The organism is Sporolactobacillus sp. CQH2019, assembly GCF_028765345.1.
GTDB lineage: Bacteria > Bacillota > Bacilli > Bacillales > Sporolactobacillaceae > Sporolactobacillus.
Genome location: NZ_JARAJZ010000001.1, coordinates 498,712 through 525,148 on the forward strand (window position 1 = coordinate 498,712; position 26,437 = coordinate 525,148).

Annotated in this window: 23 protein-coding genes and 1 riboswitch; of the genes, 5 read left to right on the forward strand and 18 right to left on the reverse strand. The window is 50.2% G+C overall.

All coding sequences use genetic code 11. From position 1 onward, the window contains the following. Positions 1-16: 16 nt before the first annotated feature. A complete protein-coding gene (locus OYT88_RS02375) occupies positions 17-1,009 on the forward strand; it encodes a M23 family metallopeptidase (RefSeq protein WP_274397753.1) in 993 nt (330 codons plus the stop codon). Between the two features lie 31 nt (positions 1,010-1,040). On the opposite strand, the gene yunB is transcribed toward OYT88_RS02375, so the two are convergent. The 11 genes from yunB to gcvH form a co-directional block, all read right to left on the reverse strand. Continuing rightward, on the reverse strand, positions 1,041-1,868 hold the full coding sequence (gene yunB, locus OYT88_RS02380; protein WP_274397754.1) for a sporulation protein YunB: 828 nt from the start codon (positions 1,866-1,868) through the stop codon (positions 1,041-1,043). Between the two features lie 143 nt (positions 1,869-2,011). Beyond that, the gene (locus tag OYT88_RS02385; protein WP_274397755.1) at positions 2,012-2,314 is read right to left on the reverse strand and encodes a YunC family protein; all 303 of its coding nucleotides are present in this window, start codon (positions 2,312-2,314) and stop codon (positions 2,012-2,014) included. Between the two features lie 69 nt (positions 2,315-2,383). Then, positions 2,384-3,760 carry a bifunctional metallophosphatase/5'-nucleotidase gene (locus tag OYT88_RS02390; RefSeq protein ID WP_274397756.1) on the reverse strand — a complete coding sequence of 459 codons (1,377 nt, stop codon included), beginning with the start codon at positions 3,758-3,760 and terminating at the stop codon, positions 2,384-2,386. A 303-nt stretch (positions 3,761-4,063) separates the two neighbouring features. Next, positions 4,064-5,467, reverse strand: coding sequence for a Fe-S cluster assembly protein SufB (gene sufB, locus OYT88_RS02395; RefSeq protein WP_274397757.1), 1,404 nt, complete (start codon positions 5,465-5,467; stop codon positions 4,064-4,066). A 158-nt stretch (positions 5,468-5,625) separates the two neighbouring features. Further along, entirely contained in the window at positions 5,626-6,081 is a 456-nt protein-coding gene (gene sufU, locus OYT88_RS02400; protein WP_274397758.1) for a Fe-S cluster assembly sulfur transfer protein SufU, read from the reverse strand. Continuing rightward, positions 6,071-7,291, reverse strand: a complete 1,221-nt coding sequence (locus tag OYT88_RS02405; RefSeq protein ID WP_274397759.1) for a cysteine desulfurase — start codon at positions 7,289-7,291, stop codon at positions 6,071-6,073. Before OYT88_RS02405 ends, sufU begins: the two co-directional genes overlap by 11 nt. Beyond that, positions 7,291-8,604 (reverse strand): Fe-S cluster assembly protein SufD, encoded by a 1,314-nt coding sequence (gene sufD / locus OYT88_RS02410; protein WP_274397760.1) that lies wholly within the window; start codon positions 8,602-8,604, stop codon positions 7,291-7,293. Before sufD ends, OYT88_RS02405 begins: the two co-directional genes overlap by 1 nt. Before the next feature lie 30 nt (positions 8,605-8,634). Next, on the reverse strand, positions 8,635-9,417 hold the full coding sequence (gene sufC / locus OYT88_RS02415; protein WP_274397761.1) for a Fe-S cluster assembly ATPase SufC: 783 nt from the start codon (positions 9,415-9,417) through the stop codon (positions 8,635-8,637). Positions 9,418-9,835: 418 nt separating this feature from the next. After that, on the reverse strand, positions 9,836-10,795 hold the full coding sequence (locus tag OYT88_RS02420) for an anti-sigma factor domain-containing protein (protein ID WP_274397762.1): 960 nt from the start codon (positions 10,793-10,795) through the stop codon (positions 9,836-9,838). A 14-nt stretch (positions 10,796-10,809) separates the two neighbouring features. After that, a complete protein-coding gene (gene sigI / locus OYT88_RS02425; protein ID WP_274397763.1) occupies positions 10,810-11,565 on the reverse strand; it encodes an RNA polymerase sigma-I factor in 756 nt (251 codons plus the stop codon). A gap of 308 nt (positions 11,566-11,873) precedes the next feature. Further along, a complete protein-coding gene (gene gcvH / locus OYT88_RS02430; RefSeq protein ID WP_274397764.1) occupies positions 11,874-12,263 on the reverse strand; it encodes a glycine cleavage system protein GcvH in 390 nt (129 codons plus the stop codon). A gap of 265 nt (positions 12,264-12,528) precedes the next feature. Between gcvH and OYT88_RS02435 the strand changes: the two genes are divergently transcribed. The 4 genes from OYT88_RS02435 (at position 12,529) to OYT88_RS02450 (ending at position 15,222) form a co-directional block, all read left to right on the forward strand. Further along, positions 12,529-12,807, forward strand: a complete 279-nt coding sequence (locus OYT88_RS02435; protein ID WP_274397765.1) for a hypothetical protein — start codon at positions 12,529-12,531, stop codon at positions 12,805-12,807. A gap of 2 nt (positions 12,808-12,809) precedes the next feature. Further along, on the forward strand, positions 12,810-13,145 hold the full coding sequence (locus OYT88_RS02440) for a spore coat protein (protein ID WP_274397884.1): 336 nt from the start codon (positions 12,810-12,812) through the stop codon (positions 13,143-13,145). A gap of 486 nt (positions 13,146-13,631) precedes the next feature. Beyond that, the gene (locus tag OYT88_RS02445; protein ID WP_274397766.1) at positions 13,632-14,399 is read left to right on the forward strand and encodes a YkwD family sporulation-associated protein; all 768 of its coding nucleotides are present in this window, start codon (positions 13,632-13,634) and stop codon (positions 14,397-14,399) included. Between the two features lie 160 nt (positions 14,400-14,559). Further along, a complete protein-coding gene (locus OYT88_RS02450) occupies positions 14,560-15,222 on the forward strand; it encodes a GDSL-type esterase/lipase family protein (protein ID WP_274397767.1) in 663 nt (220 codons plus the stop codon). 245 nt (positions 15,223-15,467) lie between these two features. Here OYT88_RS02450 and OYT88_RS02455 read toward each other — a convergent pair whose 3' ends face one another. The 7 genes from OYT88_RS02455 to OYT88_RS02485 all read right to left on the reverse strand — a co-directional run bounded on the left by OYT88_RS02455 (position 15,468) and on the right by OYT88_RS02485 (position 25,466). Then, a complete protein-coding gene (locus OYT88_RS02455) occupies positions 15,468-16,118 on the reverse strand; it encodes a YpjP family protein (protein WP_274397768.1) in 651 nt (216 codons plus the stop codon). 283 nt (positions 16,119-16,401) lie between these two features. After that, positions 16,402-17,382, reverse strand: coding sequence for a class 1b ribonucleoside-diphosphate reductase subunit beta (gene nrdF / locus OYT88_RS02460; RefSeq protein WP_274397769.1), 981 nt, complete (start codon positions 17,380-17,382; stop codon positions 16,402-16,404). Positions 17,383-17,474: 92 nt separating this feature from the next. Further along, positions 17,475-19,580 carry a class 1b ribonucleoside-diphosphate reductase subunit alpha gene (gene nrdE, locus OYT88_RS02465; protein WP_274397770.1) on the reverse strand — a complete coding sequence of 702 codons (2,106 nt, stop codon included), beginning with the start codon at positions 19,578-19,580 and terminating at the stop codon, positions 17,475-17,477. Further along, positions 19,543-19,926, reverse strand: a complete 384-nt coding sequence (nrdI, locus tag OYT88_RS02470) for a class Ib ribonucleoside-diphosphate reductase assembly flavoprotein NrdI (RefSeq protein ID WP_274397771.1) — start codon at positions 19,924-19,926, stop codon at positions 19,543-19,545. Before nrdI ends, nrdE begins: the two co-directional genes overlap by 38 nt. Before the next feature lie 458 nt (positions 19,927-20,384). Further along, positions 20,385-22,523 carry an RNA degradosome polyphosphate kinase gene (locus OYT88_RS02475; protein ID WP_274397772.1) on the reverse strand — a complete coding sequence of 713 codons (2,139 nt, stop codon included), beginning with the start codon at positions 22,521-22,523 and terminating at the stop codon, positions 20,385-20,387. 6 nt (positions 22,524-22,529) lie between these two features. Next, the gene (locus OYT88_RS02480) at positions 22,530-24,089 is read right to left on the reverse strand and encodes a Ppx/GppA phosphatase family protein (protein WP_274397773.1); all 1,560 of its coding nucleotides are present in this window, start codon (positions 24,087-24,089) and stop codon (positions 22,530-22,532) included. Between the two features lie 195 nt (positions 24,090-24,284). After that, positions 24,285-25,466 (reverse strand): trans-sulfuration enzyme family protein, encoded by a 1,182-nt coding sequence (locus OYT88_RS02485; RefSeq protein WP_274397774.1) that lies wholly within the window; start codon positions 25,464-25,466, stop codon positions 24,285-24,287. 602 nt (positions 25,467-26,068) lie between these two features. Then, positions 26,069-26,168, reverse strand: a riboswitch (SAM riboswitch). Positions 26,169-26,437: the final 269 nt, after the last annotated feature.

Sequence of the window (26,437 nt, forward strand, 5' to 3'; positions counted from 1 at the left end):
AGGACAGTCATCGACCATGATTTATTTTTCACGGATTGCAAGCTGTGTCGTTCTGCTTTTTATTCTGTCGTCGGACTTTGCATCGGCAAAAACACTCGGTGAGAAGGCCGTTTCGGCAGAACGGAAATCCCTCTATCTTAAAACATCTGCGCTGACCGGAGTCCCCTGGAGCGTGATTGCCGGATGCGATCAGTACGCACGCAATACAGTGCCGTCTGCACGATCCGGCAAGGCGGACAGCCCGCTGGTCGGTCTGAACTTCGGTCAAAAAACATGGGTCGGCCTGCTCAATCCGGACGAAAACGATGAGGATCCGAAGACGATTGCTCTGTTCGGCGGCGCGGGAAAAGATGGGAACGGCGACGGCCGGGCCCGCCTGCACGATCCGGAAGACCGCCTGTTTGCTTTTGCGGAGCGGATAGCCGAATTCGGACCGGGTGAACAGAATTACAGAATCGCCATCTGGAATATTTACCGGAGGGGCAAAGCCGTGGATCTGATCGAGGATTACGCCCGCCTGTTTGAGGCCTTCAATTCCACGGATTTGTACGGCCATGCCTTCCCGCTTCCGCTCCGGTCCAATTACGATTATAAATCGACTTGGGGCGAACGGCGCGGCTGGGGCGGATTGCGTCATCATGAAGGCACGGATCTGTTTGCCGATTACGGAACGCCCGTCCGGGCGACGGCTTACGGGATTGTCGAAATGACCGGCTGGAACAAGTACGGCGGCTGGCGCCTCGGCATCCGGGATATCCGGGGAAATTATCATTATTTTGCCCACCTGAGCAGCTACGCGCCGCATATTCACAAGGGAACGATTACAAAGCCGGGACAGGAGATCGGCTATGTCGGCAGTTCCGGCTACGGCCCGCCGGGAACGCAGGGCAAATTTCCTCCCCACCTTCACTACGGCATCTACCGCGATAACGGACGCACGGAATTTTCCTTCGATCCTTACCCGGTCCTCCGCGTATGGGAAAGGCAGGCCAGAGCAGGCAAACATTGAATGCACTGATTTCGGCGGCCCGTTTGCCGGATCAATTTTTCGTCGCCTGATCCTTCGTCGCCGAACCCGGTACCGGATTGACCGATAAAGACGGCGACGACCCGCTTCCTCCCGAACTGTAATAATAGGGGACGCCCTGAGGGAGCACTTTCGAGCCGATCGGAATGTGCTGATTGATGGTTGCCGCCTGTAGCGCAAACGGGACAATGACATTGACTTTGACACTGACATTCAGATAAATAACGAAAATAATATTATTTATACCGACATTTCGGTAATCCCACTGAAGATCGGCCGTCACATTGCTGACGATGTCCATCTCAACGGGTATGCGCGGTCCGTAATTGCTGATCAGAGCGTTGTTTAAGACCTGACCAAGCGGAATATTGGCGATCAGGCCCGTACCTTCGCCGTCCTGGACGTACCGAAGATCCTGAGCCGGCCCGTTGGTCATGGTAATTTTTCCTTTTTCGGCCATTCTGAGAAACCATAAAATCCGGTCGGAGATGACGCCCTTGATCCGGCTCGCTTCTGCGGAATTGAGCTCATAGTCGCTGATCTCGTTCTGAGCATTCCGGTGCGTGACAATTAACTTATCCGTATCCATATTCGGGAGCGGATTCGGATCGTTATTTTTGCGGATATTGGCCAGCACGTTCTCTCCGACACCGTAGTTCACCGCGTAATTGCCCAGTTGTTCGGCCTGGGAAACGGCAATGTTCATCACTGCCGGTTTCATTTGATCGTTCACAATCCAGATTCCTGCCCACGTACACATAATAAAAATAAACAGGGAGAGGAAAAAAACTCGTCTGAGCGGCATCGTCCTTCTTCTGTACCGTCTGCTGGGCTTAAACATGACAAACCCCCTTCTCCTCATCTATATGCCGAGCGGAAGGGGGATAAAAGTCTTTTTTATGCAGACTGAAGAAGCGATCTTTTCACACACTCAAAAGCGGACCCTTTCATGCAGTTTTCGGAATGTCCAGGCCTTTGCGCTGCTCATCCCATTTTCAGCAGCGCCTCGCGCCCGGGCATTCCCGCTTTGACGCCGCGATTTTCGGCTTCCGCCGTCACTTCGGCGAGCGGCGCGTTCAGCAGTTCTGCAAGCGTCCGTACACCGACAGCTTTTCCGGCAATGATTCCCCGGTCGGCGAGCTGATCATTAAGCAGCCGCACATCGAGCGCGCCGCACATAATGTAACCCGACTGACCGGCAACCGCAAGCAGCGTCGTTTTCGGCAATTTGACCGTAATTCCCTGAAAAGGCAGGCCGTCAATCATCACCGGTTCCAGTTCAATCATTTATCTACCGCCCCCTCTCCTTTTTCATTCTATGGAAAAAAGGGCGGAAAGTGACAACTATCCGGCTTTTCAGCCCAGCTGATGCAGCCTCCAGGCCAGCAGGTCGCGGAGCGTCTCAGGAAGGAAAAAGGATTGATCGGCCCGGACAATCGGGGGAAGGAGCGTGCCGAAGGTGAAAACATCGATGGTGCCGACACGGTACCGGTCATCCGGCTGAATCGGAAGGCCGCCGATCCGTACATCAAAGGGTTCCTGCAGATCGCCGTCCGGCTTTGTCCTGTACGTCAGATTGCTGAAAACAAGCTTGCCGAGCACCTTGCCGCGAAACCCGAACCCTTTAAGTTCATATGTCTGGAATCTCTTTTTCAGTCCGATTCGTATCATCTGGACAATCTCGCTGCCCGTAACCTGCACTTTACACGGGTTAATCGGATGAGGGCAGATATGATGAACGTCGAATCTTGTGACCGGTCCGGCTTTGAGTCCGTCAAGAATGACGCCGGCATTGACAAGTCCGATATCTGCGCGGCACCACTTTTGCAAGGCATCGGCCATAATCCGGCTCAGTTCCGTATCCTCAAACCAGCTGATCGGCAGTGCATGATCCAGCCGCGTCACTTCCTGCTGCATATGGGCCATGCCTTCCGCTGTCAGTCTCTTCACTTCAGCTTCGGCCGTTTGATCCGGTTTCTCTCTTAAGGTCACCAGATCGGCTCCTATGTGCGTCACCCGGTGCATTTTTTCATCATATTCCAGCACAATGTGCCCCACGTAGCGGCCGAATTTGCCTGCCTGGGCGATCAGCGTCGAGCCGACCGTCAGGCCCTGTTCAAGCGTATGATGTGTGTGCGCACCGATAATCACGTCAATTCCGTCCAGTTCTTCGGCAATCCGTTCATCAAAAGGAAGGCCGACATGCGACAGCAGAACGACCACATCGGCCTCCGTGCGCACTTTTTCAAGAAGCGGTTTGAGGATGGAAAAGGGATCGCGGATGTCCCAGCCGAGCTGCCGATAAAATTTGGAAAAAGCCGCCGTCAGCCCGATCAGGCCCACTTTCACGCCCGCCATATTTTTGATCGTGTACGGCCTGCACCAGTTCGGGCGCTCACCTGTTTCTTCGAACAGGTTGGCCAGCACAATGTCGAAAGTCCGGTCGTCATAGACCGTATTCAATGTATCTTTTGTAAATGTAATGCCCTCATTATTGCCGATCGTCACAGCATCGTAATGCGCATCGTTGAGCAGCCGGACATTTCCTCTGCCGAGAAGTCCCTCTGTCATCGGATTTACACGGTCCATGTGATCCCCGAGATCCAGTGTCAGATAAGGCTCGCCCTCCTTCCTCAGCCGATGCCGTTCAATATCCAGATAACTGACAAGACTTCCCCAGTGGCCAAAGTGGCTGTGCAAGTCGTTTGTATGAAAAAAATGGAGCGATATCAATCCAAAACCTCCCGATCATTCACCATTAAGCTGCTCCCTGATCAAATGTATTCCTTCTCTGTAAAAAACAGACAGTCGGCTTCAGCCGTAAGAATATTAATGGATTACCCGCAGGTCTCCGCCCCGGGCGGAGCAGGAAAATCGCAGACCCATTTTCTATTGTAGCGCTTCTTCCGAACTTCCTTCAATCTGTTAGGCCTGCATGTACTATTATATTTTCCCGGTTGAACAGACAGAAAAAAGCCCCATCAATCCTCCTGAAAGATTGACGGGACTTGATCTGTCTTAAAGCAGGACAATCGATCAGCCGATCGAACCCTCCATGTTGTACTTGATCAGCCGGTTCATCTCAACTGCGTATTCCATCGGCAGCTCCTTGGTGAACGGCTCAATAAAGCCCATCACAATCATTTCCGTTGCTTCCTGTTCCGTAAGTCCGCGGCTCATTAAATAGAAAAGCTGTTCTTCGGACACTTTCGACACTTTTGCCTCGTGTTCCAGGGAAATATCCTTGTTCAGCACTTCATTATAGGGGACCGTATCGGATGTCGACTTGTCGTCCATGATCAGCGTGTCGCATTCAACGTGCGACCGGGAATTGGTCGCATTCGGGCTGAAGTGGACCTTTCCGCGATATGTCACATTTCCCCCGTTTTTGGCAATCGATTTGGAAATGATCGTCGACGACGTATTCGGAGCGAGATGGATCATTTTCGAACCTGTATCCTGGTTCTGCCCTCTGCCGCCGATCGCGATCGATAATGTATTTCCGCGCGCCCCTTCGCCCTTCAGAATAACAGAGGGATATTTCATTGTGACGCAGGAACCGATATTGCCGTCGACCCATTCCATCGTCGCATGCGCTTCACAGATCGCACGTTGGGTCACAAGATTATAAACGTTGTTCGCCCAGTTCTGAATAGTCGTATAGCGGCAGTATGCATTTTTCCGTACATAAATTTCAACAATCCCGCTGTGCAGCGAACTGCTGGAATAGACGGGAGCGGTGCAGCCTTCGACATAGTGAACGGACGCACCCTCATCGACAACGATCAGCGTACGCTCAAATTGTCCCATGCTTTCCGAGTTAATGCGGAAATATGCCTGGAGAGGCGTTTTGCATTTGACGCCTTTGGGCACGTAGACAAAGGATCCGCCCGACCAGCAGGCCGCATTTAATGCGGAAAACTTATTGTCGGCAAAAGAAATGACCTTGCCGAAGTATTCCCGAAACAATTTTTCATGCTTCTGCAGCGCTGAATCCGTATCCATGAAGATAATTCCTTCTTTTTCAAGATCTTTCTTCATGCTGTGGTAGACAACTTCAGATTCATATTGCGCCGATACTCCGGCCAGATATTTTCGTTCGGCTTCCGGAATCCCGAGCTTGTCGAACGTATCCTTGATCTCTTTTGGAACCTCATCCCATGATCGTCCCTGGTTCTGTACAGGTTTGACATAATAAGTCAGATCGTCAAAATTCAAACCGCTGAGATCCGCACCCCACTGCGGCATCGGCCGTTTGTAAAAATGATGCAGCCCTTTCAGCCGATAGTCGAGCATCCACTGCGGTTCATGCTTCTTCCTGGAAATTTCCTTGACGATCTCTTCAGTCAGTCCCCGTTTGGTACGGAACACTGAAACGTCTTTTTCCCTGAACCCGTATTTATATTCATCAATTTCAGGCACTTGCTGCTGTGTGGCCATGACAGGATCCCCCCTTGTATAAGGTTTGAAAATGACAGGACCGTGCCGAAGGGCACTCCTGACACAGGATTTTTCTAAAAACCGTATTGACAAACGTTAAAAATCATATCTTTTGCCGGATATAAGTTCATCTTATCATGATTCACAAAATTGTTAAACTATTTTAGAGCCCGCTTTTCAGCCGCCTCACGGAGTCCTTTTTCCATCGCCTTCCAGGGAAGCGTTGCACATTTGATCCGGGCCGGATATTGTGAAACGCCCTGAAGCGCCTCTGCATCGCCCAGCTCGAGATCGTCGTCGTGTTCCCGTCCCTGGACCAATTCCGAAAAGTCGAAGGCCAGTTCATGGGCCTCTTTTATCGACAGTCCCTTAATGGCATCGGTCATCATCGAAGCCGACGACTGGCTGATCGCACAGCCGCTGCCGCTGTATTTAATATCGGCGATTTTCCCGTCCTTTACAATAAGCGAAACCTGAATCTTATCGCCGCAGGACGGATTGTTCATCGATACAGTAATACTGTCTTCATCGGTCAGTGTTCCGTGATTATGCGGACGCTTATAATGATCCATAATGACAGAACGGTATAATTGGTCGAGATTATTAAAGGACATGTCCGAAATACTCCTTTGCATCCTTGATTCCCCTGGTCAGCTTTTCGATTTCTTCCTGTGTGTTATAAAAATAAAAACTGGCCCGGACCGTCGATGCGCATTCAAGCCGGCGATGCAGCGGCTGAGCGCAGTGGTGGCCGGCACGCACGGCAATTCCCTCGGCGTCAAGCGCCGTCGAGACATCGTGCGGATGGATGCCCTCAATATTAAAGGATACCATTCCCGCCCGCTGTTCCGGGCCGTAAACGGTTACCCCGCTGATTGCAGAAACAGCCTCATAGGCGGCCCTGCCGAGCTCCGTTTCATATTCGCTGATCGCATCCATGCCGATCTGATTCAGATAGTCAACCGCCGAACCAAGCCCGATCGCTCCAGCAATATTCGGGGTGCCGGCCTCCATTTTCCATGGAAGATCGGCCCAGGTTGCACGGTAGTAGTCGACCTCGTCGATCATTTCCCCGCCTGTTTCAACCGGTTCCATAGCATCGAGCAGCGCCTGTTTTCCGTATAAAATGCCGATTCCCGTCGGTCCAAGCATTTTGTGGCCGGAAAACGCGAAGAAGTCGGCATCAAGATCCTGAACGTCGATCGCCATATGCGGCGTACTCTGGGCTCCGTCCACCACCATGACCGCTCCTTTTTCATGGGCGATTTCGGCGATTTCCTTCACCGGATTGATCGTCCCGAGCACGTTGGAAACTTGCGTGCAGGCCACGATTTTTGTATGATCCGTGATCGTCCGGCGCACGTCTTCCAGATCGAGCGTGCCGTCCGCTTTCATCGGAAAATACTTCAATGATGCGCCTGTCGCCTGAGCCGCCTGCTGCCACGGAATCAGATTGGCATGGTGCTCCATCGGCGATATGACAATTTCATCCCCTTGCGTTAAGTTTGCCCTGCCATAACCGGTGGCAATCATGTTCAGGGAATTGGTGGTTCCTTTCGTATAGATAATTTCTTTCGTGCTGCGCGCATTGATAAATTTTCGGATTTTTTCCCGCGCTTCTTCATAACGTTCCGTCGCAATCGTTCCCAGCGTGTGCACACCGCGGTGAACATTCGAATTATAGTTTTCGTAATAAGTGACAAGTGTATCAATCACCGATTGTGGTTTCTGAGAAGTCGCGGCATTGTCCAGATAGACCAAGGGGTGCCCGTTGACTTTCTGACCCAGAATCGGAAAATCCGTTCGAATCGATGTTGTATCCATTAGCCGACTTTCCTTTCGATTAATTCTGCCAGTTGCCGTTTGACACCTTCAACGGGCAGTAAATTGACTACAGGCTCAAGAAAGCCTTCAACAATCAGCTTTTCAGCGGCTTCTTTGCTAATGCCGCGGCTCATCAGATAATAGAGCTGCTCCGGATCGACTCGTCCGACCGAAGCCGCATGCCCGGCAATGACATCGTATTCGTCAATCAGCAGAATCGGATTGGCATCGCCGCGTGCCTGATCGCTGAGCATCAGCACACGCTGCGTCTGTTCGCCGTCGGCCTGGGACGCCCCGTGTTCGATTTTAGTCCGGGCATTGAATATCGAATTGGACGCATCCTTTTGTACGCCGCGGACAAGCAGACGGCTGACCGTTGCTTTTCCGACGTGCCGGATGTAGTTGTCAAAATTCTGTTTTTGCGTCCCGCTCCCGATGCTGACCGCCTTCGTATCCGCAGAAGCACCGTCGCCTTCCAGATTCGTTGAATTTTCCGAGACTGTATTTCCGTCATTAATCTGGCCGAGCGCCCACTGCAGGCTGCCGTCCTTCTTAACCTCGGCCCGCCTGCCGACATAGGTGACGACTCCCGCCGAAAAATGATCGACGGCACCGAAGCTGACGTGTGCATTATCGCCGACGGTCACTTCGCCGATCAAATTGGCAGCACCGTTACCTACGGAATCATCGGAAAGATAATTCTCAACATAGGTCACCGCGCTTCCCGCTTCCGCAGCGACGATTGTATGAGCCACGAGACCGGACGAAGGGATATCCTGAAAATAGACGGCCTGCACCGGTTTTTCGACAACGACATTTTTCGGGATATAAAGAAAAGCCCCGCCGTTAACCAGTGCAGCATGCAGTGCGGTCAATTTATGCTTGTTGATTTCAGCTGTTTTAAAATAATAGCGTTTAACCAGTTCTCCGTGTTCTTTAATCGCTGTCGCCAGATCTGTAAAAATGACGCCCTTATCTTTAAGATTCTGCGCCAGACTGCTGTACACAGACCGGCCGTTCTTATGGACAAGAATATTTTCCGCCTTCCCGTCCTCGCCGATCAGGCGCCGGACAGAAGCAGGAAGATCATGGACCAATGCTGTCTGATTCTCTTCAGGCCCGCAATGATAATTGAAATCCGTAAAGTTCCAATCGTCAATTCTTGTTTTTTCCGGTTTGGGAAGCGGTAATTTTTCCGCCAGCTCCAACCCTTTCAATCTGATAGCTGCAAACCATTCCGGTTCGTTTCGTTCCGCAGAAAAACGGGCGATGTCATCCGTACCGAACGGCAGAGTCTGCAATTGTGTCGACATAGTGTCCCTCCTGTCCCCGACTTCATTCCATTAAGCTTCTACTGTCTCGTCGTCCTTGATCCCGAGCTCCGCCTTCATGCCATCGTAGCCTTCCTCTTCAAGCCGGAGCGCCAGTTCCGGGCCCCCGGTTTTAACAATGCGGCCGTTCATCATGACATGCACCTGATCCGGCTTAATGTAATTGAGGAGCCGCTGATAATGCGTAATAATCAGACAGCCGAATTCTTCAGAGCGCATTGAATTGACGCCTTTGGCCACCCACTTCAGGGCATCAATATCAAGCCCTGAATCAATCTCGTCAAGAATGGCGAATTTCGGTTCCAGCATCATCAGCTGCAGAATTTCATTGCGTTTCTTCTCGCCGCCTGAAAAACCTTCATTAACATAACGCTCTGCAAACGCCTGATCCATCTCAAGCATCTGCATTTTTTTATCCAGTGTTTTAATAAATTTCATCAGCGGGATTTCATTGCCCTCACCGCGCCGGCCGTTGATCGCCGTTCTCAGAAAATCGGCGTTGGTTACTCCGCTGACTTCGCTTGGATACTGCATTGCCAGAAAGATTCCGGCGCGTGCCCGTTCGTCAACCGCCATATCCAGCAGATTCTTGCCGTCAAGCTGCACGGTCCCCTGTGTTACTTCATACTTCGGATGTCCCATGATCGCCGAGGCAACCGTCGATTTTCCCGTACCGTTCGGTCCCATCAGGGCATGGATTTCACCGCCTTTAATGTTCAGATCGAACCCTTTGACAATCGACTTTCCTTCAACGGATACGTGAAGATCCTTTATCTTCAACTCCGATACAGTCATTTCACGACCTCCAATACAGAATATCTATACAGCCGAAACCATGGAAATCAATTCTCAATCTATTATCATTATTATCTTATATCAGATCTAAACAGATATCAACCCATGATTCCAGAGTTACTCACGACAAATCTCAGAGAGGACTGAGAATCTTTATCTCCGTCTGATTATCATTATACTGCTGTTTTCGATAAAGATAAAAAGCGAAAGCTGTTTTCATTCAAATTTCACGGACAGTCCCTAATCTCCCGTCCCCGGTCCTTCTTTGCGGACAGCTTGTTTTTATAGTATCTCTCGGCGGCGGTCAAAAAAAACACACCCGGTTTCTTGAGACCGGATGCGGATTTTTTTATGTACAGCAAAAGAAAACAGGTTTGAGCGGCCGCACTTGTACTGATCGAAAAAACAAACGGCTGCGTCAGGCCTGCATAATCATCGGCACTTTCAGGGCCTGTACAGCCGGATTCCCCGGCAGACAGATGACGCCGCCGCTGTCCGCTCCGGTTCCGTTTATAAATGAATCCGGATCAAGCGACACGCTCCCCGGCAGGCTGAAAAAAATCTTTCCGATTTCAGGACCCTGAGTATGATCACTTTTATTCATCTTCATCAGTCCGCTCCAAGGATTGGTAAACAAGAGACGGGTCGAATCGGGAACGGTCCCGCCTGTCTGCCAATTGACATCCTGAGAGCGTGTCTGCCTGCCAAGCAGATATTCTCCGACAGGGATTCCATTTTTTATCGCTTCCGAACGGCCTTCAGGGGTTGCATGCATCCATTTGAATGTCGCGCCGCTCGACTGAATAGACTGGGACGAGGCGCTTTTCACTTCCTGGACCAGATCCGCGTCAAACGCATCCCGATGAGCGCGCGGGACCCTGCCGGTAAAGACCGTTGTAACCAGATAAAGCGATCCATTATTCAGATAGCCCTTTTCGTCCAACCGTGCGGCCAAGACTGAACTGAACTCTTTCAGCGACATGTCGCTGAAAAAATCCGGATCGGGAATAACTTTTTTGGCATCCTCATTTAACGGCTGAACCGATATTACATGAAGGCTCTGATCGACGGCCGCTTCAATACTCGGCACCAGATCAAAATCAAGGTATGCGGCAACCGGCCGGTCCGCGACATGCGTATTTTGTGAAAAAGGCAAAAGACATAGAAACGACACGGACACCGTAATTACCGATTTCAAAAGAAACCTGCAGAACTTAAAAGTGTGGGAGAGATGTTTGGATAAAACCGTCTGTCCGATTGAAATATCAGCCGACCGCCGAAGTTTTACCGGCCTGAAGTCCCCTTCATTGGTCAGTAAAATGGCGTGGCGTCCCTTTCTGGACACAAGGATTCCCTGATTTTTCAGTCCCCTCGCCACCTTTCAGCTCGCCGCTAAACCGTTTCCTTCTCCGGTTCAATGTACGATTTCAGTGCGCTGAAACCGCCGATATAAATCAGCGCCAACGCTATTATATACTTTCGATTTCTTTCTATGGTTTTGCGGCTGCAAGAGACAAATTGCAGTAAATCTTTTATCGGCAGCTGTTTCTTTTTCTTCAGAAATTGGACGAGTGCTTTGTGTTCTACCAATTTCTTTGCGGCAATTTTCGCATTTTCACGTGCATCGGCGTGTTTCGGGCAATGTTTGCTTAGCACATCAAACGTGATTCCGTATTTCAGCAGCAGCTGCTGATAACTGTCAATCTGTTCCATCCGCTCATTGATCTGACATTTTTCCTCATAGTAATCAATGGCCGCCCGCTGCTCAACAAAACTTTCCTCCATCCCGTTTTCATCGCCGGGCTCCGTCTGATCAAGATAAATATTCCGCATCTGCCTGGATTCCTTGCGAATAAAATCGATGATGCGGCGGCGGATCACCATGTCGGCAAAAGTCAGAAATTTGCTGCCCTGACCTTTCTGATACTGATTAATTGCTTCATTAAATGCGACCATGCCGACACTGAACTCGTCCATTGACTGGTCGATAAATCGATTGCACACTTTTGAAACAACCTTTTTAATGAAAGGCTGGTAGGATTCAATAATAAAATTGCGCAAAGGCTCGTCGCCCTGCTGAACCTTAAAGATGTTCTTTTCAAGCGGAAAATTGTATGTTCCGCCCATTGCAAGCTGGTTCGTGCTCATCACACTGCCTCACCTCTCGCTTTAATCTGGTGAACCTCACCTTGAACAAAGCATATCATGTCCGAATCATTCAGAAGAGTATTGTCAAAAATTTTTGTTAATGTAAGGATCTTCTGCTTTTTTTTGTCGGAAGGGATCGAAAAACCCCTGTCTCATTTATACCATGCTTTCATGTCATAATGAAAGCGACAATCCGGTAACAAAAAGATGACAAGGGTTGTTACTTAAGTGTGATGAGCGGGCCGTCTGCGTTCTGCGCACGGCATGCCCTGCTTTCTTCGTTTATTTAATTTGTTTGTTTTTAAGTATCAGGCGTCTTCGCCGATTAACTTTTCATAAGCATCGGCATCGAGCAGCCGGTCAAATTCAGCGGCTTCCACGGATTCCAGTTCCACCATCCACGCTTTTTCATAAGGGGATTCATTGACAAGTTCGGGAGCATCTTCAAGCGAATCATTGGTTTCCGCTACCCGGCCGCTGACCGGGGCATAGAGTTCGGAAACAGTTTTTACAGATTCGACGCTGCCGAAGGAATCGCCGCTTTTCAACTGTTCGCCGGACTCCGGCAGTTCGACAAAGACGATATCGCCCAGTTCTTTCTGGGCAAATTCCGTAATCCCTACACGAACTTTTCCGTCTGCTTCCTTCTTTACCCATTCATGATCTTTCGAATAAAGCAAATCTTTCGGTACATTCATTTTTCTGCCTCCGTTTCAGTTTCCCGATCATTCCAGACAAAAATCATTCCATTGGATTGAACGCCATACCCATTATATCGTAATTATACCGTAAAACGGGAAAATAAGCGGTTTATTTTTCTCCATCGCCGACGGGCTCCGTCCGTATCCTGCAAACGGTTCAAAATTGCTTATAATTTCTTTCTCCGGCCGATTTTTTCAGCAGCGGGGGACATAATACAACTGAGTACTGTCACCAATTCAATCCATAGGAGTGTGAATCAACATGAACATGCAGCAGCAGGGCGGGCAGGCACCCATAAATTTTGCTCAGCCGCCGGCAATCCTTTCCACAAAGGATTGTCTCTATATTGAAGACATGCTGTCCTGGAATCTGGATGTCATCAAGAAGGCGCATGCCTATTCGTCGTTGTGCCAGGATCAGGATGTGACTCAGGCGATGAACCGTACGTACCAGCTTCACATCCGCCAGTATCAGGCTATTCTTAATCATCTTGGCAAACACGTCCAGGCAGCAGCGAATACGAGCGGGGGGATTCTGTAATGATGGAAAAGCAACCGGTTCAGTCAACAACGATCCAGAATACGGAGACTCAGGTTCCGAAAACGCCGCAGATGAACGATCGCGATTATTTGAACGACCTGCTTCTTACAGAAAAGTATCTGACGGTTTCTTACGTCCATGCGCTCCAGGAAGCCAGTCACCAGTCGCTTTTTCAGGACATCAAAAATGTTTTCGATCAGACGTGCGACCACCAGCGCGACCTGTACAACCTGATGTTTAATAAAGGATGGTACAAGGTTGAGTCTCAGGCACCGCAGAAAATACAGCAGACGTATCAACAATTCACCCAGTATGCACAGCAGCAGTTCCCCAAATAAATCCGATATTCTGCCTGTAAGGAACCCCGTCCGGTATTGATCCGGGCGGGGTTCCTTGCCTGTTCAAAAAGTCCTTATTTCCCGGGAAACAAGGCAAGCCGTTCTGCCCCAAAAATAAAAGTCTTGTATCTGCCCATCAATTCTCCGGGCACTATTGATTGAAGCCGGATTTTCGGCTCCGGAACGGTGTCCGCACCGTGGAGCGATTGCTTCCGTGTACTTCAGACAGTCGGGAAAATTTCTCCCATTATCTGTTCTACAGCAGTGCAGATCATCTGCCCGCTCATGAACCAGCAGAATCATCGGAAGAAGAAGCGGCCCGCGATCAATTTGAGAATCGATTTGCCATTTAGCCTGATATTCATTGAAAAATCCGCTTCCCGGTTAATTTCTTCCATTATATTGGTAACATCATGTAATTCCTGTTTAACCCCTCCACAATTCTCATAGTCTCGAAACCTATGGACTAAGGAGGGAGTTACAAACATGTTGAAAAAGATTCTCGCAGTTGCACTTGCAGGTTTTTTCACTCTGCCGTTCATGACGACGGGACATGCCGAGGCGGCGTCACTGCCGCAAGCCGGCGCGACCCCGGTCACTGTTTCCGGCACGCTTTATTCCTGGAATCTGAATAGCAATCAGATCTCAGAATTAAACGCCCTGATCAAAAAATCCGGCATTCCTTTGAACTTTTTCCCTGCAAAGAACAAGCCTGCGGCAGCAAACCCGGCCACTCGGACTGCTCAGCCGTCCGGCTCGAATATAACCGGAAAAACGGGGCAGTCGGCAAATACCGCTCAGGCTCAGAAACCTGCCGCCGCAAACACGTCAAAGCCGTCCGCGTCGAATAATTCCAGCAGCCAGATGAATGCTTTCGAAAAGAAAGTTGTCGATCTGACCAATCAGGAAAGGGCAAAGGCCGGGCTGAAAGCACTGAAAACCGACAACAGCGCCCTTTCGAAAATGGCGCGCGACAAAGCGGCGGACATGCGCAACAACAATTACTTTGATCATCAGTCGCCGACCTACGGCTCTCCGTTTAACATGATGCAAAAATACGGCATCAAGTTCTCAACCGCCGGCGAAAATATCGCCGCCGGACAAAAAACACCGGAAGAAGTCGTCAATGGCTGGATGAACAGCCCGGGACACCGTGCAAACATTCTGAATGCCAACTATACCACGATCGGCGTCGGCTATGTACAGGGCGGATCCTACGGCAGTTACTGGACTCAGGAATTTATCGGTTCATAAAATTCTGTCATCTCATTTAAATAGTCTAATAGAACGGCGTCCCATTATGCTTCAGCAACGGGGCGCCGTTTTGCCGCCTTTATTTTCGTTTCTTCCGAGTCGCAGGCCGGCCTGCCGCTGAATAAACTAGAGTAGTACACGATCACGGCACACTCCGGGGGTGAGCTTTCTGAACAATTATCCGCTTTACACGGCACTTGGCGACTCTTTGACAGTCGGTGTCGGATCGACCCTGTTCATGCCGAATTTTGTCAAATGCTTTCACCGCGACCTTAAATCGTATTTTCAGATGCCGGTTGCTTGCCGAAAATTTGCCAAGAACGGGGCAACAACAGGCGACATTCTGGCAACGCTTTATCGTCCCGATGTCGCTCGCACCGTTGCTTCTGCAAGATTCATTACATTAACGGGAGGCGGGAACGATCTGCTCCGCGCAGGAAAAATATGGATCAGAATGAGAGACCGGACTTTGCTTTCCCGTGCGCTGGGCGAAAGCCATACAAACATTGAACGGATCATCGCCGCAATGATTCATTTGCATGCCGGCCATTCGGAATCCTTTATGATCCGGATCCTGAATCTATATAACCCAATGCCCCACATTCCTGAATCCCGTCTATGGCTGGAAGCCTTCAATGAGAGGCTTCTTTCGCTGGAACGTTTTGCCGAGGTCAGGGTAGCCGATATTTATCATGCCTTCTACGGCCGTGAATCCTCTCTGCTGGCCATGGACCATACCCATCCCAACCCCCTCGGTTATAAAATAATGGCCGATACAACGGCCCGCCTCGGTTTTGACCCCGTCGCCCGCCGGGGAGCCTGAAAGAATTCCGCCGCCCGCGGGAATCCTGATCCGGAATCATTTTCCCGGCGATTTCGTCTTTCCAGAGAGCGCCGGGCCCCCTTTTATAAATACATGCGGTTTTCATCCTGCGGCCAATTGCGGCATACTAAAAACCGGCGCAAGAAATAAAATCATTTCTCTGCACCGGTTTCCCAGATTGCCTGCTTGTCCCGCAGACCGTTGGTTGCCTTCGCATGTTCGTACGTTTTTATTGCCGGCCGGACTCAGGCGCGCCACCTGGGCGGTATGTTCTTGCCCCAATATATTTTTTTCAATTCGTGGTGTTTCTCAAATCCGTCCAGCGCCGTATGATAATGAAAGTCGAACCAATAACCGTCGAGCGGCGGATGATCCCGGCGCACATGCAACTTCAGTACATCCTGCCCGGTATCTGTCTGGTAGACATGCAGGATCCGCTCCCCCCTGCCCGCGGACGGCGAATGGGTCACTGCAAGACTCCTGACCCAATTCTTATCGTGCTGCCAGCTGACGTCCCTGATTGCAGCAGCAAAAGCAGGTGCGATTTCCCTGACGTACTGGTCGCCGATCTGTGCCGACACGCGGCTGCCGAATTTGTACAGTCCCTGATCTTTTGCCTCGCTTGCGGCATAGACGGAAAAAGCATCGATCAGCCGGTCCTTTGAACCATTTTCTCTGATCGCTTTTTTCCAGGGGCTTTCCTCTGCCTTCGGATCATCCTGGTCTTCTTCCTTATAATAGGGACCGATTGCCGGTGTCCGGGTCTCTGTTTCCTGAAGGCTGCCTTTATCAAGCTGTTTATCGACATGACTGGCCGGCAGATTGGGGACAACGGTCCCGAGCGTTAATACCGCAACCAGTGCAACAAGAAATTTTTTCAGCAAAACAGGAATCACGTTCCGATCTCCTCCGTCCGCGCTTTCATTCGCATCAGCGGCGATCGTCCCGGTTTCCTTATGAATCGGTTATCCAAAAGAGAATCATCCGCTTCCATCCCCGCTTCCGCGCCGATCAATGAAAATCGGCACAACGGCAGCCCGGCCGGCCGCTTATCAAACGGGCACATCTATACCAGACTATTCGTTGCCCGTTGATTTTTCGGGCAGTATGACGGCCTCTTCAGTTTTATTTTACGAAAAAACGGCCGGAACAGACGGCATCGCACGGAGGTTGGATCGCTCAGACATTGTCGAACTTAAAATCCTCATCCGTGAGCGGCTCGATATTGAGCGGAACCACATAATCGCCCTTCGTAGAAAAGAAATCATGATTGATTGTACCGGTGTCGATGCCGTTCAAAACAATCTGGCTGACCGGATCATGCGTGTAGCGGTCTTCACGCCCCAGGTTCTGCAGCGCCCGGTTGGCATTGTACAGGACGTAGTCGTTGACTTCTTTAACGAGGCTTATCTTTGAATATATTTTCACTGTATACTTTTTTTCGATTTCGACCAGCCGGTCCAGCAACTGATAAAGCTCCCGGTCTGCCGTCTTTTTTTCTGCTTCGTTCAGGTTCTCACGGTACAGGCGCTGTGCGACCATGCCCGTAAAACTGCCGTGGATGGATTCATCCTGTATAATTTTGCGGATAATCTCACCGCTCGCAATCATCCGCCCCTGTCCGGATAGGAAAACAGGATAGAAAAATCCGCTGTAGAAAGAGAAGCTTTCCAGAAAAACCGAGGCGGTCATCGCCATGTAGCGCTTGAACGGCGTCACATTTTCCCTTTTATCGTAAAGATTGTTATACCAGCGGGCAATCAGCCTGTATTTTTCCTGAAGTTCGGATTGATCGTTTACCCATTTGCCCAGATAAAAATCCGTTTTCGGCGACGGAATCAGCGTTGAAAAAATATGGGAATAGGATTTCGCGTGGATGTGCTCCATCATCCCCATCCAGGCGAATACAGCCTGTTCATGCATATTGTCATGGTGGATGGCGATGAGAGGCATGCCCACGTCGCCCTGCTCGCGGTCCAGGCCCGTCAGCCCGGACAGAACTTCTACATAAGTATCCTGCTCATCCTGAGACATCGAGCCCCAGTCCGAGAGGTCCCGCGAAACTTTGAACGCCTCTTCTGTCCAGAATTGATTGATGTTCTGTTTCCAGTATACTTTTGCGATCTGGTTATCGCTGTTGTTCCAATTGATAGCTTTCATTTTCCGACCTCTTTCCGAAAATCTGCGAAGCAACGGGCTGCCCGGCTCCGGCGGCTGCCGCAGCGGGACAGCGCGATTCCTGCCGCCTGCTGTCACACGGAGCAGGCCGTGCATTCCTCCGGGGAGAGAAGCTGCGTTCTCGTGTAGTAAAGCGACTTCAGTCCCTTTTTATGTGCGTAGACATAGAGACGCGCGAGCTGGCGTGTACTCGTCATGCTGTCGACATAAAGGATGGTTGAGATGCCTTGATCGACATGCTGCTGAATCTCCGCAATCATGTCGATGACGCGGTACTGATTCGTCTGATAGGCCGACTTGTAATACCACATTGTCTGAGGCGAGAGGAACGGCATCGGATAAATCGTTTCGCTGTTGCCGTACTTTCTCCGTTCGATAATATTCACGACCGGCATCACCGAACTCGTCGCATTCTGCACATAGCTGATCGATTGCGTCGGCGCGACGGCCAGACGGTAGGCATTGTACAGACCGTATTTTGCAACCTGTTTCTTAAGCTCTGTCCATTCCGCGGTTGTCGGAATATGGATGCCCTTAAACAGTTCAGCCGCCCCGGCTGTTTTCGGGCCGAAGTATTCCTGTTCATATTTTTTGAAATAAGAACCGTCGGCATAATCGGTCAGCTCGAACCCCTTAAAGGTCGTTCCGCGCTCTCTGGCAATCATCATCGACTTCTCAATCGAATAATAATTGACCATTGAGAAGAATGTCCGCGCAAAGTCCCTGGCTTCCGCCGACTCATAAGACAGACGGTTTTTCGCCAGATATCCGTTCAGATTCATAGCGCCGAGGCCGACCGAATGCAGTTCGCGGTTGGCCAGACGGACACCCGGAGCGTTCGTGATATGCGTCATGTCGCTCACCTGTGTCAGTGCCTCAATACCGCAGTGAACGGAGTCCCGGATCTTGCCGCTTTCCATTACATTAACGATGTTCAGCGATCCGAGAATGCAAGAGACATCGCGGCGGATCTGATCGGGAACATCATAATCGTTAATCGTTGACGTTTCCTGCATCTGAAAAATTTCCGTGCACAGGTTCGACATCTTGATGCTGCCGAGCCGGTGCAGCGGATGGTTTCTATTGGCATTATCCTTGTAAAAAATGTAAGGATAACCGGACTGCATCTGCATCTGGGCAATCCGATTGAGAAACTCGCGGGCATCCGCGCTCTTCTTTTTGACTGCCGGATTGGCAACCAGTTGATCGTACATCTTGTCCATGTCCATATCATCCAGGTGCTGCCCGTATGCCTTATAAACCGTGTACGGTGCAAACATGCAGAACGGCCTGCCCTGTTCGGCCAGTTCGAAAAACTTGCCGGGGACGATCAGCCCGATGGACAGCGTCGACAGGCGAATATCCTCATCGGCGTTTTCCTTTTTTGTATCCAGAAATTCAGGAGCGTCCCAATGGAAAATATTCAGATAAGCAGCACCCGCGCCGGGACGCTGCCCCAGCTGATCGGCATAAACAAATCCAAGCTGAAGCTTCCGGGCGACCGGCACGACACCCTTTGCCACACCCTCAACGCCCTTGATCGCTTCGCCGCGGCCGCGGATCTTCGATAAGTTAAGCGCCACACCGCCGCCGATTTTCGACAGCTGCTGCGACGTGCTTTCAATATAATTGATCGAATTCAGCGAATCGTCCGCTTCAATCAGGAAGCAGGAGACCATTTCGCCGCGCCGGGCCTTTCCGGCATTGAGAAATGTCGGCGTCGCCGGCTGATAGCGCTGTTCCATCAACGCACGCATGAAGCTGACGGCTTTATCATAATTCCCGTGTGCTAAATACAGGGCTACGATGGAGACGCGTTCGAAATAATGCTCCAGGTAGTGAGATTTGTCATTGGTCTTCATCGCATAATCACGATAGAATTTACTTGCTGCCATGTAAGACTGGAATTCGAACCCATAGTTGCCGGCTATTTGATGAAGCTGTTCGATATTTCCTTCTTCGTATTCGGCGAAAACATCATAATAATAATGATGGCCGACCAGGTAGTGGAGTCTGTCCAGCACGGTGGGGAAATGAAGCATCTTCTGCTCGACTTCGGTTATGTAGACTCGGATCGCTTCCCGATCTTTCCCTAGCTGGTAAAAACCGTCCTCCCCGCGCGTCAGTACTTCATTATTCAGTTCAATATAAGACTTTGTTTTGGTCGCTTCGTTCAGCAAATGTCTTCACCCTTTCCCGAAATTGAATCACGTCGTCTGCCGTCCCGCCTAATTCAAACTTATAAAGAACCGGCACCCTGTACACAGAGGAAATTACATCGGCCGCACGGGCAAAGTTCCGGCCCCAGTTGCGGTTCCCGCTTGCTGCCACCGCTCGCAGGAACCGTCCGTTTTTTGCAAGAAAAGCCTTGACGCTTTCCGGCGCGTCGCCGAACCCGATCGTATTCGTCACCAGTATAAAGGGTTGCTCAACTGCCGGACGATTGCTGATCGGCTCATGCGGAAGTCCCGTCTTTGCCAGAAATCGTCTGACGTTTCCGGTCATTGTCTCATAAAGAATCAGCATCAGCGGTCCTCCTTTCTTATCAGAAAAGCTGCATGTCTTAGTGTCTGACAACAGGTTGTACATACTATATATAGTTTATGTTTATTAATTTACCACAATATATTGTTTTTCACAAGGAACTTTTCCCGGACAAAATGAAAACACTGTTTATCATAAGCCATCGGGCGACATGATTCAACAGGCAGATTCCTGCGAAAAAAAGAGGCAATTCCCGATCTCCGGCCGGAACAGACGGAACCGCGGGAAAATGCTTCTTTTTACATTACAGATATCAAATTTTCAAGGATTATAGGACCGGGATCGGCGGCCGGACATTAGCACAGCGTCCCTGCGGCCGGTTCAGACGGGCCGTCCTGACCGCCGCACCGAAGGCTTCTTCTGTCCAAAGATCCGGTTTTCTCATCTTTTGCTGTGTTTCAATTATTTGATGCGCCGCTGGCAACCCCGCCGTCGGACTGTCATTGCAGGCCGGTCTCTTCCCCTCTGCCCCGGATCGGTGTGAACGTACGCCTCTCATCTAAAGATTTACGGCGCTTGATTGCCTGCTGTTCGGCTAGGCAGGCAAAATACTCCTGTGCATTCACGGACTCCTTGCCGCGCCGGTCCCGTTTGCGGTACAGCCCGTCGTTGCCCAGGATCCTTGTCTTGACATTATCCGCCATCATCGTATCGAATAATCGAATAATGGTCTCCCGGATTTCATCATCATCAATCGGAAACATCAGCTCAACGCGCCTGTTCAGATTGCGGGTCATCAGATCGGCGCTGGAAAGGAACGCCTTAGGCTCCCCGCCGTTCCCGAAAATATAGATTCTGCTGTGCTCAAGATAGCGTCCGACAATAGAGTGCACCTCGATGTGATCGCTGACTCCGGGAATTCCCGTGCGCAGACAGCAGATGCCCCGGACAAGCAGCCTGATCGTGACTCCGGCCGCAGATGCCCGGTATAATGCCTTAATCATGTCCTCGTCAGATAAAGAATTCATTTTAGCGTGAATATACGCGGGCTTCCCGGCGCGGGCATTTTCAATTTCCGCTTGAATAAGATCGAGCATCGTATTGCGCAGCCACAGCGGCGCCATAACCAGTTTATGAAAATAAGGCGGTTCCGAATAACCGGACAGCATATTGAAAACGTTGGACGCATCCACGCCCATCTGTTCATTGCTCGTCAGCAGCCCCATATCGGTGTAAAACTTGGCCGTAATATCGTTATAGTTCCCGGTACCGAAGTGCATATAGCGCTTGATTCCCGTCTGTTCCCTGCGGACAACCAAAGCCATTTTGCAGTGAGTTTTCAGTCCGACCAAGCCGTAAATGACATGGCAGCCCGTTTTCTCCAGTTTTTGCGCCCAGTTAATGTTATTCTCCTCATCAAACCGTGCCTTCAATTCTACGAGCACCGTCACCTGCTTCCCGTTCTCCGCCGCTTTTTCAAGATAACGGATAATCGGCGAATTGCCGGACACACGATAAAGCGTCATCTTGATTGCCAGCACATTCTGATCGATCGAGGCCTGGCGGATCAGCTCAATGACGGCATCAAACGAGTCGTACGGGTGATGAAGGAAGACATCCTGTTCGCGCAGCGTATCGAAAATGGAGTGCTCCATCAGTTCGTAATGCACGAACGGGCGGTGCGGCGAATAAAGCAATTCTCCGAAACCGTCCAGTTCCCCTACAAGCTTGGACAGGAAGGTCAGGTCGATCGGACCGTTTACACGGTAAACATTTTCCGAACCGACATCCAGCCTTTTGATCAGCTTATGGATCAGCCGGTCGCCGATTCCCGCCTCGACATCAAGATGAATCACATTCCCACGCTCGCGCAGGCGCAGCTGTTTCTCAATCTCTTTGAGCAGATCCGCCGTCTCTTCCTCATCGACTTCAAGATCCATGTCGCGCATGACCCGATAGCAGGAAGCCTCGTCAAGTTCATAGCCGACAAACAGTTCCCTCAGATGGCGGCGGATAATATTTTCGAGCAGAACAAAACTGTAATGTCCCGACTCATCAGGCAGTTTCACAACCCGCGGAAGCACGTTCGGCACCTGAACCGTGACAAATTCTTTCTGATCTGAACGGCAGCCCCTTTTATGAATCAGTGCGGCAATATTAATGCTCTTGTTAAGAATGAGAGGAAACGGGCGCGAAGAGTCAACCGCCATCGGTGTCAGCACAGGATAGACTTCCCGGCTGAAGTAATGATCGATAAAATCCAGCTGCTTTGAAGTCAGCTCGGCAATTTCCAGAATATAAATGCCATGCTCCTTCATCAGCCGGCTCAGCATGCGATTGTACGTCATATACTGCTGGCCGATCATCCGATGCGCTGCTTCGCTGATCTTTGTTAATTGCTGGCTCGGTTTCAGACCGGCGGGATCCGTTTTTTCATAATTGACATTGACCATGTCGATCAGAGAAGCTACACGCACCATGAAAAACTCATCAAGATTACTGGCCGTAATCGACAGAAATTTGACCCTTTCGAGCAGCGGATTATCTTTATCGCGCGCCTCTTCCAGGACGCGTTCGTTAAAGAGCAGCCAGCTCAATTCGCGATTGCTGAAATACTCTTTTTTATCAAAATCCCCCATGGTCCCTCATCCTCTCAATATCGGTTTCAACCCGAAAACCTCTTCAAAATAGGCCGCTTTTTCTTCAAACGTCAGCCTTTCAAGCGACAAATCATCATCCGAACGGGCTGTAATCACGACTTGATCGTGTTTCAAAGAAACGGTGATTTTTTTTACCTTCTGCTGGTGGCTGTCATCTAAAGCATCCGCCACACGCAGGATGGCGGCAAGCTTGGCCGTGATCAGCCTGCTGCGGGAAGGAAGACGGCGAAACGAAGCCGAATCGTTCGACGGGGTTCCCGTACTATGATAACGTGCGACATTGGCAATGATGTCCCTTTCGTTATCCGAGATTCCGATAATTTCCGACGACTGAATGATGTAATAAGAATGAATATAGTGCGCATTCATATCAATGTAGCTTCCTGAATCCTGCAGGATGGCAGCAAGCTGAAGAAGCAGCCTTTCTCTTTTTCCGAGGCCGTGCAGCGTCTTAAGTCGGTCAAACAGATGCAAAGAAAATTTTTCGACAACTTCAATGTGGCGCGGATCGCACTTGTAACGTTTGGCGATATTCCGGGCGGACACGATAATGTCCTCGGCAAAAGAATGCTCAACGGGACGCCTCTGATTATCCAGCTCATCGTGTATCAGTATTCCGTCCGCAAGATCGGCCTCAGAAAGCAGAATGCTTTTCGCATCCGTCATTTCAAGCATTTTTTTCAAAATCATCGCCGAAGGAAGAATCTGGGTTGCCGAATCGTAAGGCACCCTGTATTTTTTGGCCAGTACCTGAGCCGGAAGATCGAGAATGTGGCGATACAGTTCATTAAATCGTTCCCGGTCGATTGTATCGCTGCTTGTCTTCATAAATGCCCGTTTAAAGGCAAGCAGATCCGTTCCGACAAGGACAAAATGTTTGTACTGGACGTTTTCCGGCGCAAACTGCTGATATCCCGAAATTTTGCTCACGATATAATCTTCCATAATATCCACGACATCGCCCGTCTGATCTTCCAGGTCGCCCAGCATTTCACGGATCCGGAGCGGGCCGAGCTTAATATTCCTCGAAAAAATAAAGTGGCCGTTATTATAAACGGTCAGCTGGATGCTCCCTGAACCGATATCGATCAGCATCGTGCCTTCTTGGATTAATTTGTTGAATTCTTTCGTTTTATAGGCAACAGCCTGGTTGTGCAGGTAACGTTCCTCCGCGTTTGCCAGCCACTCCAGATTAAGCCCCGTCCTCAGTCGGATCTGTTCTTTTACGTACTCCGCGTTCGCCGCTTCCTGAACCGAACTGGCGGCAACCGCCCGGTAGTCCTCTACTCCGTAATCGTCCATAATCTGAACAAATCCGGCAAGCGCCCGGCACGCCTGTTCGACGGTCTGAAAAGCAATCATCTGCTGATTATAAATGTCGGCTCCTATCGTCACATCGGCTTTTACATGTTCTACGACAGTCAATTTCATCATATCGGCAATCTTTAATACAATCATTTGCAAACCAATCGTTATGGAAGCAAAGAGTCTGTGTTTACCCGTATTGCTCACCCCACTGCCTGAATCTATCTGTTTCCTGTGCATATAAACAATATCTCTATTTTATTATAAAGCATATTCCGGACAGAAAAAATCTTCTCCGGATACTTAACAGAAAAAATAGAATGGCGACACAGGTACATCGACGACACGACGGTACAAAAAAGGTCCGGAATCCCGGAAGCTTTCAGGATTTCGAACCCCCTTAACCTATTTCCCGATCCGCGGCCGGCTGTCGGATCACAGCCCCGCCGTGCGGAAAGCCTGTTTCAGATCGGCGATCAGATCGTCCGCATTCTCAAGCCCGACACTGAATCTGAGAAAACCATGCGTCCTGAACTCCGGGGGATAAAAATCAATGCGTTCGTCATCCGGGCCGATAAACACGATCAGGCTTTCATCATGGCCCAACGATACAGCCGAGATGATAATCTTCAGTGAATTCACAAATTGATTGATCGTGTCTGGATCGGCGTCAATACCGAACGCGATCATCCCGGAATACAGGCTCATCTGTTTCCGGGCGATTTCGTGCTGCGGATGGCTCTTAAGTCCGGGATAGCGGGCAAAGGTCACGGCAGGATAAGATTCCAGAAACTCGGCAATTTTCTGGGCACTCTCGCTGTGCCGCTCCATTCGCAGAGGAAGAGTCACGACACCTCTCATGATCAGCCAGGCATTAAAAGGACTGATGCATCCGCCGAGATTGACCATTGCTTCTGCTTTGATTTTATTAATCAGATCCGTTTTCCCGATGACTGCTCCGCCCATGGCGTCGCCGTGGCCGTTGATGTACTTCGTCAGGCTCTGGACGACGAGATCGGCGCCGAGCGCCAGCGGGCGCTGGAGATAAGGCGAAGCAAATGTGCTGTCGACGGAGAGAAGTGCGCCGGCATCATGCGCGATTTTCGCGATTTCCTGAATATCGCTGACCCGGGTCGTCGGATTTCCGGGCGTTTCCACATGAATCAGTTTCGTATTCGGACGAACTGCTTTTCGCACCTCATCCAGATTGGAAGTGTCTACCAGCGAAACACTGATCCCGTACTTTTCCGGAAGATACTGGCCCAGAAGCCGATAGACAGCTATATAGGAAACCTTGGAGCAAATCACATGCGAATCCTTGTCCAGAAAACTGAAAAAGATACCCGACAACGCCGCAACGCCGCTTGCCAGGACGACACAGTCCTCACCGCCTTCAAGCGAAGCGAGCCGTTCCTGAAGGTAGATCTGATTCGCCGACGTCGTCCGCGTGTAAAACAGATTGTTCGGGTCGCTCCAGTTCAACGCTGAGGCATCGTCGGGCAGCCGGTAACAGTTAGCCATTGTAATCGGCCGCCGGATGGCACCCGTTTCTTTATCTACATCGTTGCCGACGTGAATACACCGTGTACTGAAGTCCGTGTCGCCGTAATCCGCCATTTTTGTCAGCTCCTCTTTTCATCTCTCTATTTCGAAAAATTGACGATCCATATCCCTGCCCACCATTTTTTCCAAATTATTGATATATTCTTACTGTAAAATTGATTCAGCTGCAAGTCAATCTTAATTCTTAGTATTTTTATCTGTTTATTACATTTTAACACAATATTCACAAACCCACACAGGAAATATCCCGGCCGAACGGTCAGTCAGATATCCGCAGCTTTTTCAAAAAGAGAGCGACACGATCCCGTGCAAATCTCTTATTTGACATGATCTCATTTAATTGAAATATGACTCCCGATCTTCCATCTGCAGAATCGCATCGCAAAAGGCTGCCGAATCCCAGGGCAGATAAAGAGGATCCCAGATCAGCAACTGAATCAGTTGGAACAAATGTCTTGCCATTGCGTTCATATATGATCAGCTCTTTTATAAAAGTCCCGGAATTATCCGGGTGAGACAGGCAAGGTTTCTCTGCATGCTTCGGAAGGAAACTTTGATACAGACTTAAGCGGGCACCGCTTAGCAGACGGGAAATGGTAAACGCGGATAATAAAAAATGTTTTCTTAAAAGATTTAAAAAAACACCGGCTTCGTCCCGCTTATCTCTCAGATCTTTCTGCTGGAATTGACACCATTACACTCTGTGCTGGTTGTCGGGCTTCATTAGGCCAGTCCCTCCGCCGCTCTTGATAAGAAGGTTTGCTATTCAGTATAAGAAAACTTGCAAAACGTTGTCGTCCGGGCAATCCGGGTGCCTTCCGCAAGGCTGGCACGGCGCTCATCAGCTGAATTATAATTCATACTGTCCGTATGTCAACAGGATTAATTACGGCCCTCTATAAAGTGTCTTTTGCATCGGCAAGCAGTATCCGCATCCGGTCCAGCCAGGAAACAACGGGCTATGCAACCTGCCCTGTAAAGGGCGGCCGGAGCCGCGGCCATTTTAAATACCTCTGCCGGGCACC

Excerpts from the sequence above, each read along its gene's own strand:
- OYT88_RS02375 (WP_274397753.1), top strand. The coding sequence starts at position 17 with ATGATTTATTTTTCACGGATTGCAAGCTGTGTCGTTCTGCTTTTTATT.
- yunB (WP_274397754.1), bottom strand. The coding sequence starts at position 1,868 with ATGTTTAAGCCCAGCAGACGGTACAGAAGAAGGACGATGCCGCTCAGA.
- OYT88_RS02385 (WP_274397755.1), bottom strand. The coding sequence starts at position 2,314 with ATGATTGAACTGGAACCGGTGATGATTGACGGCCTGCCTTTTCAGGGA.
- sufB (WP_274397757.1), bottom strand. The coding sequence starts at position 5,467 with ATGGCCACACAGCAGCAAGTGCCTGAAATTGATGAATATAAATACGGG.
- sufU (WP_274397758.1), bottom strand. The coding sequence starts at position 6,081 with ATGTCCTTTAATAATCTCGACCAATTATACCGTTCTGTCATTATGGAT.
- OYT88_RS02405 (WP_274397759.1), bottom strand. The coding sequence starts at position 7,291 with ATGGATACAACATCGATTCGAACGGATTTTCCGATTCTGGGTCAGAAA.
- sufD (WP_274397760.1), bottom strand. The coding sequence starts at position 8,604 with ATGTCGACACAATTGCAGACTCTGCCGTTCGGTACGGATGACATCGCC.
- sufC (WP_274397761.1), bottom strand. The coding sequence starts at position 9,417 with ATGACTGTATCGGAGTTGAAGATAAAGGATCTTCACGTATCCGTTGAA.
- sigI (WP_274397763.1), bottom strand. The coding sequence starts at position 11,565 with ATGAGCACGAACCAGCTTGCAATGGGCGGAACATACAATTTTCCGCTT.
- gcvH (WP_274397764.1), bottom strand. The coding sequence starts at position 12,263 with ATGAATGTACCGAAAGATTTGCTTTATTCGAAAGATCATGAATGGGTA.
- OYT88_RS02435 (WP_274397765.1), top strand. The coding sequence starts at position 12,529 with ATGAACATGCAGCAGCAGGGCGGGCAGGCACCCATAAATTTTGCTCAG.
- OYT88_RS02440 (WP_274397884.1), top strand. The coding sequence starts at position 12,810 with ATGGAAAAGCAACCGGTTCAGTCAACAACGATCCAGAATACGGAGACT.
- OYT88_RS02445 (WP_274397766.1), top strand. The coding sequence starts at position 13,632 with ATGTTGAAAAAGATTCTCGCAGTTGCACTTGCAGGTTTTTTCACTCTG.
- nrdF (WP_274397769.1), bottom strand. The coding sequence starts at position 17,382 with ATGAAAGCTATCAATTGGAACAACAGCGATAACCAGATCGCAAAAGTA.
- nrdI (WP_274397771.1), bottom strand. The coding sequence starts at position 19,926 with ATGCTGATTCTTTATGAGACAATGACCGGAAACGTCAGACGATTTCTG.
- OYT88_RS02475 (WP_274397772.1), bottom strand. The coding sequence starts at position 22,523 with ATGGGGGATTTTGATAAAAAAGAGTATTTCAGCAATCGCGAATTGAGC.
- OYT88_RS02480 (WP_274397773.1), bottom strand. The coding sequence starts at position 24,089 with ATGCACAGGAAACAGATAGATTCAGGCAGTGGGGTGAGCAATACGGGT.
- OYT88_RS02485 (WP_274397774.1), bottom strand. The coding sequence starts at position 25,466 with ATGGCGGATTACGGCGACACGGACTTCAGTACACGGTGTATTCACGTC.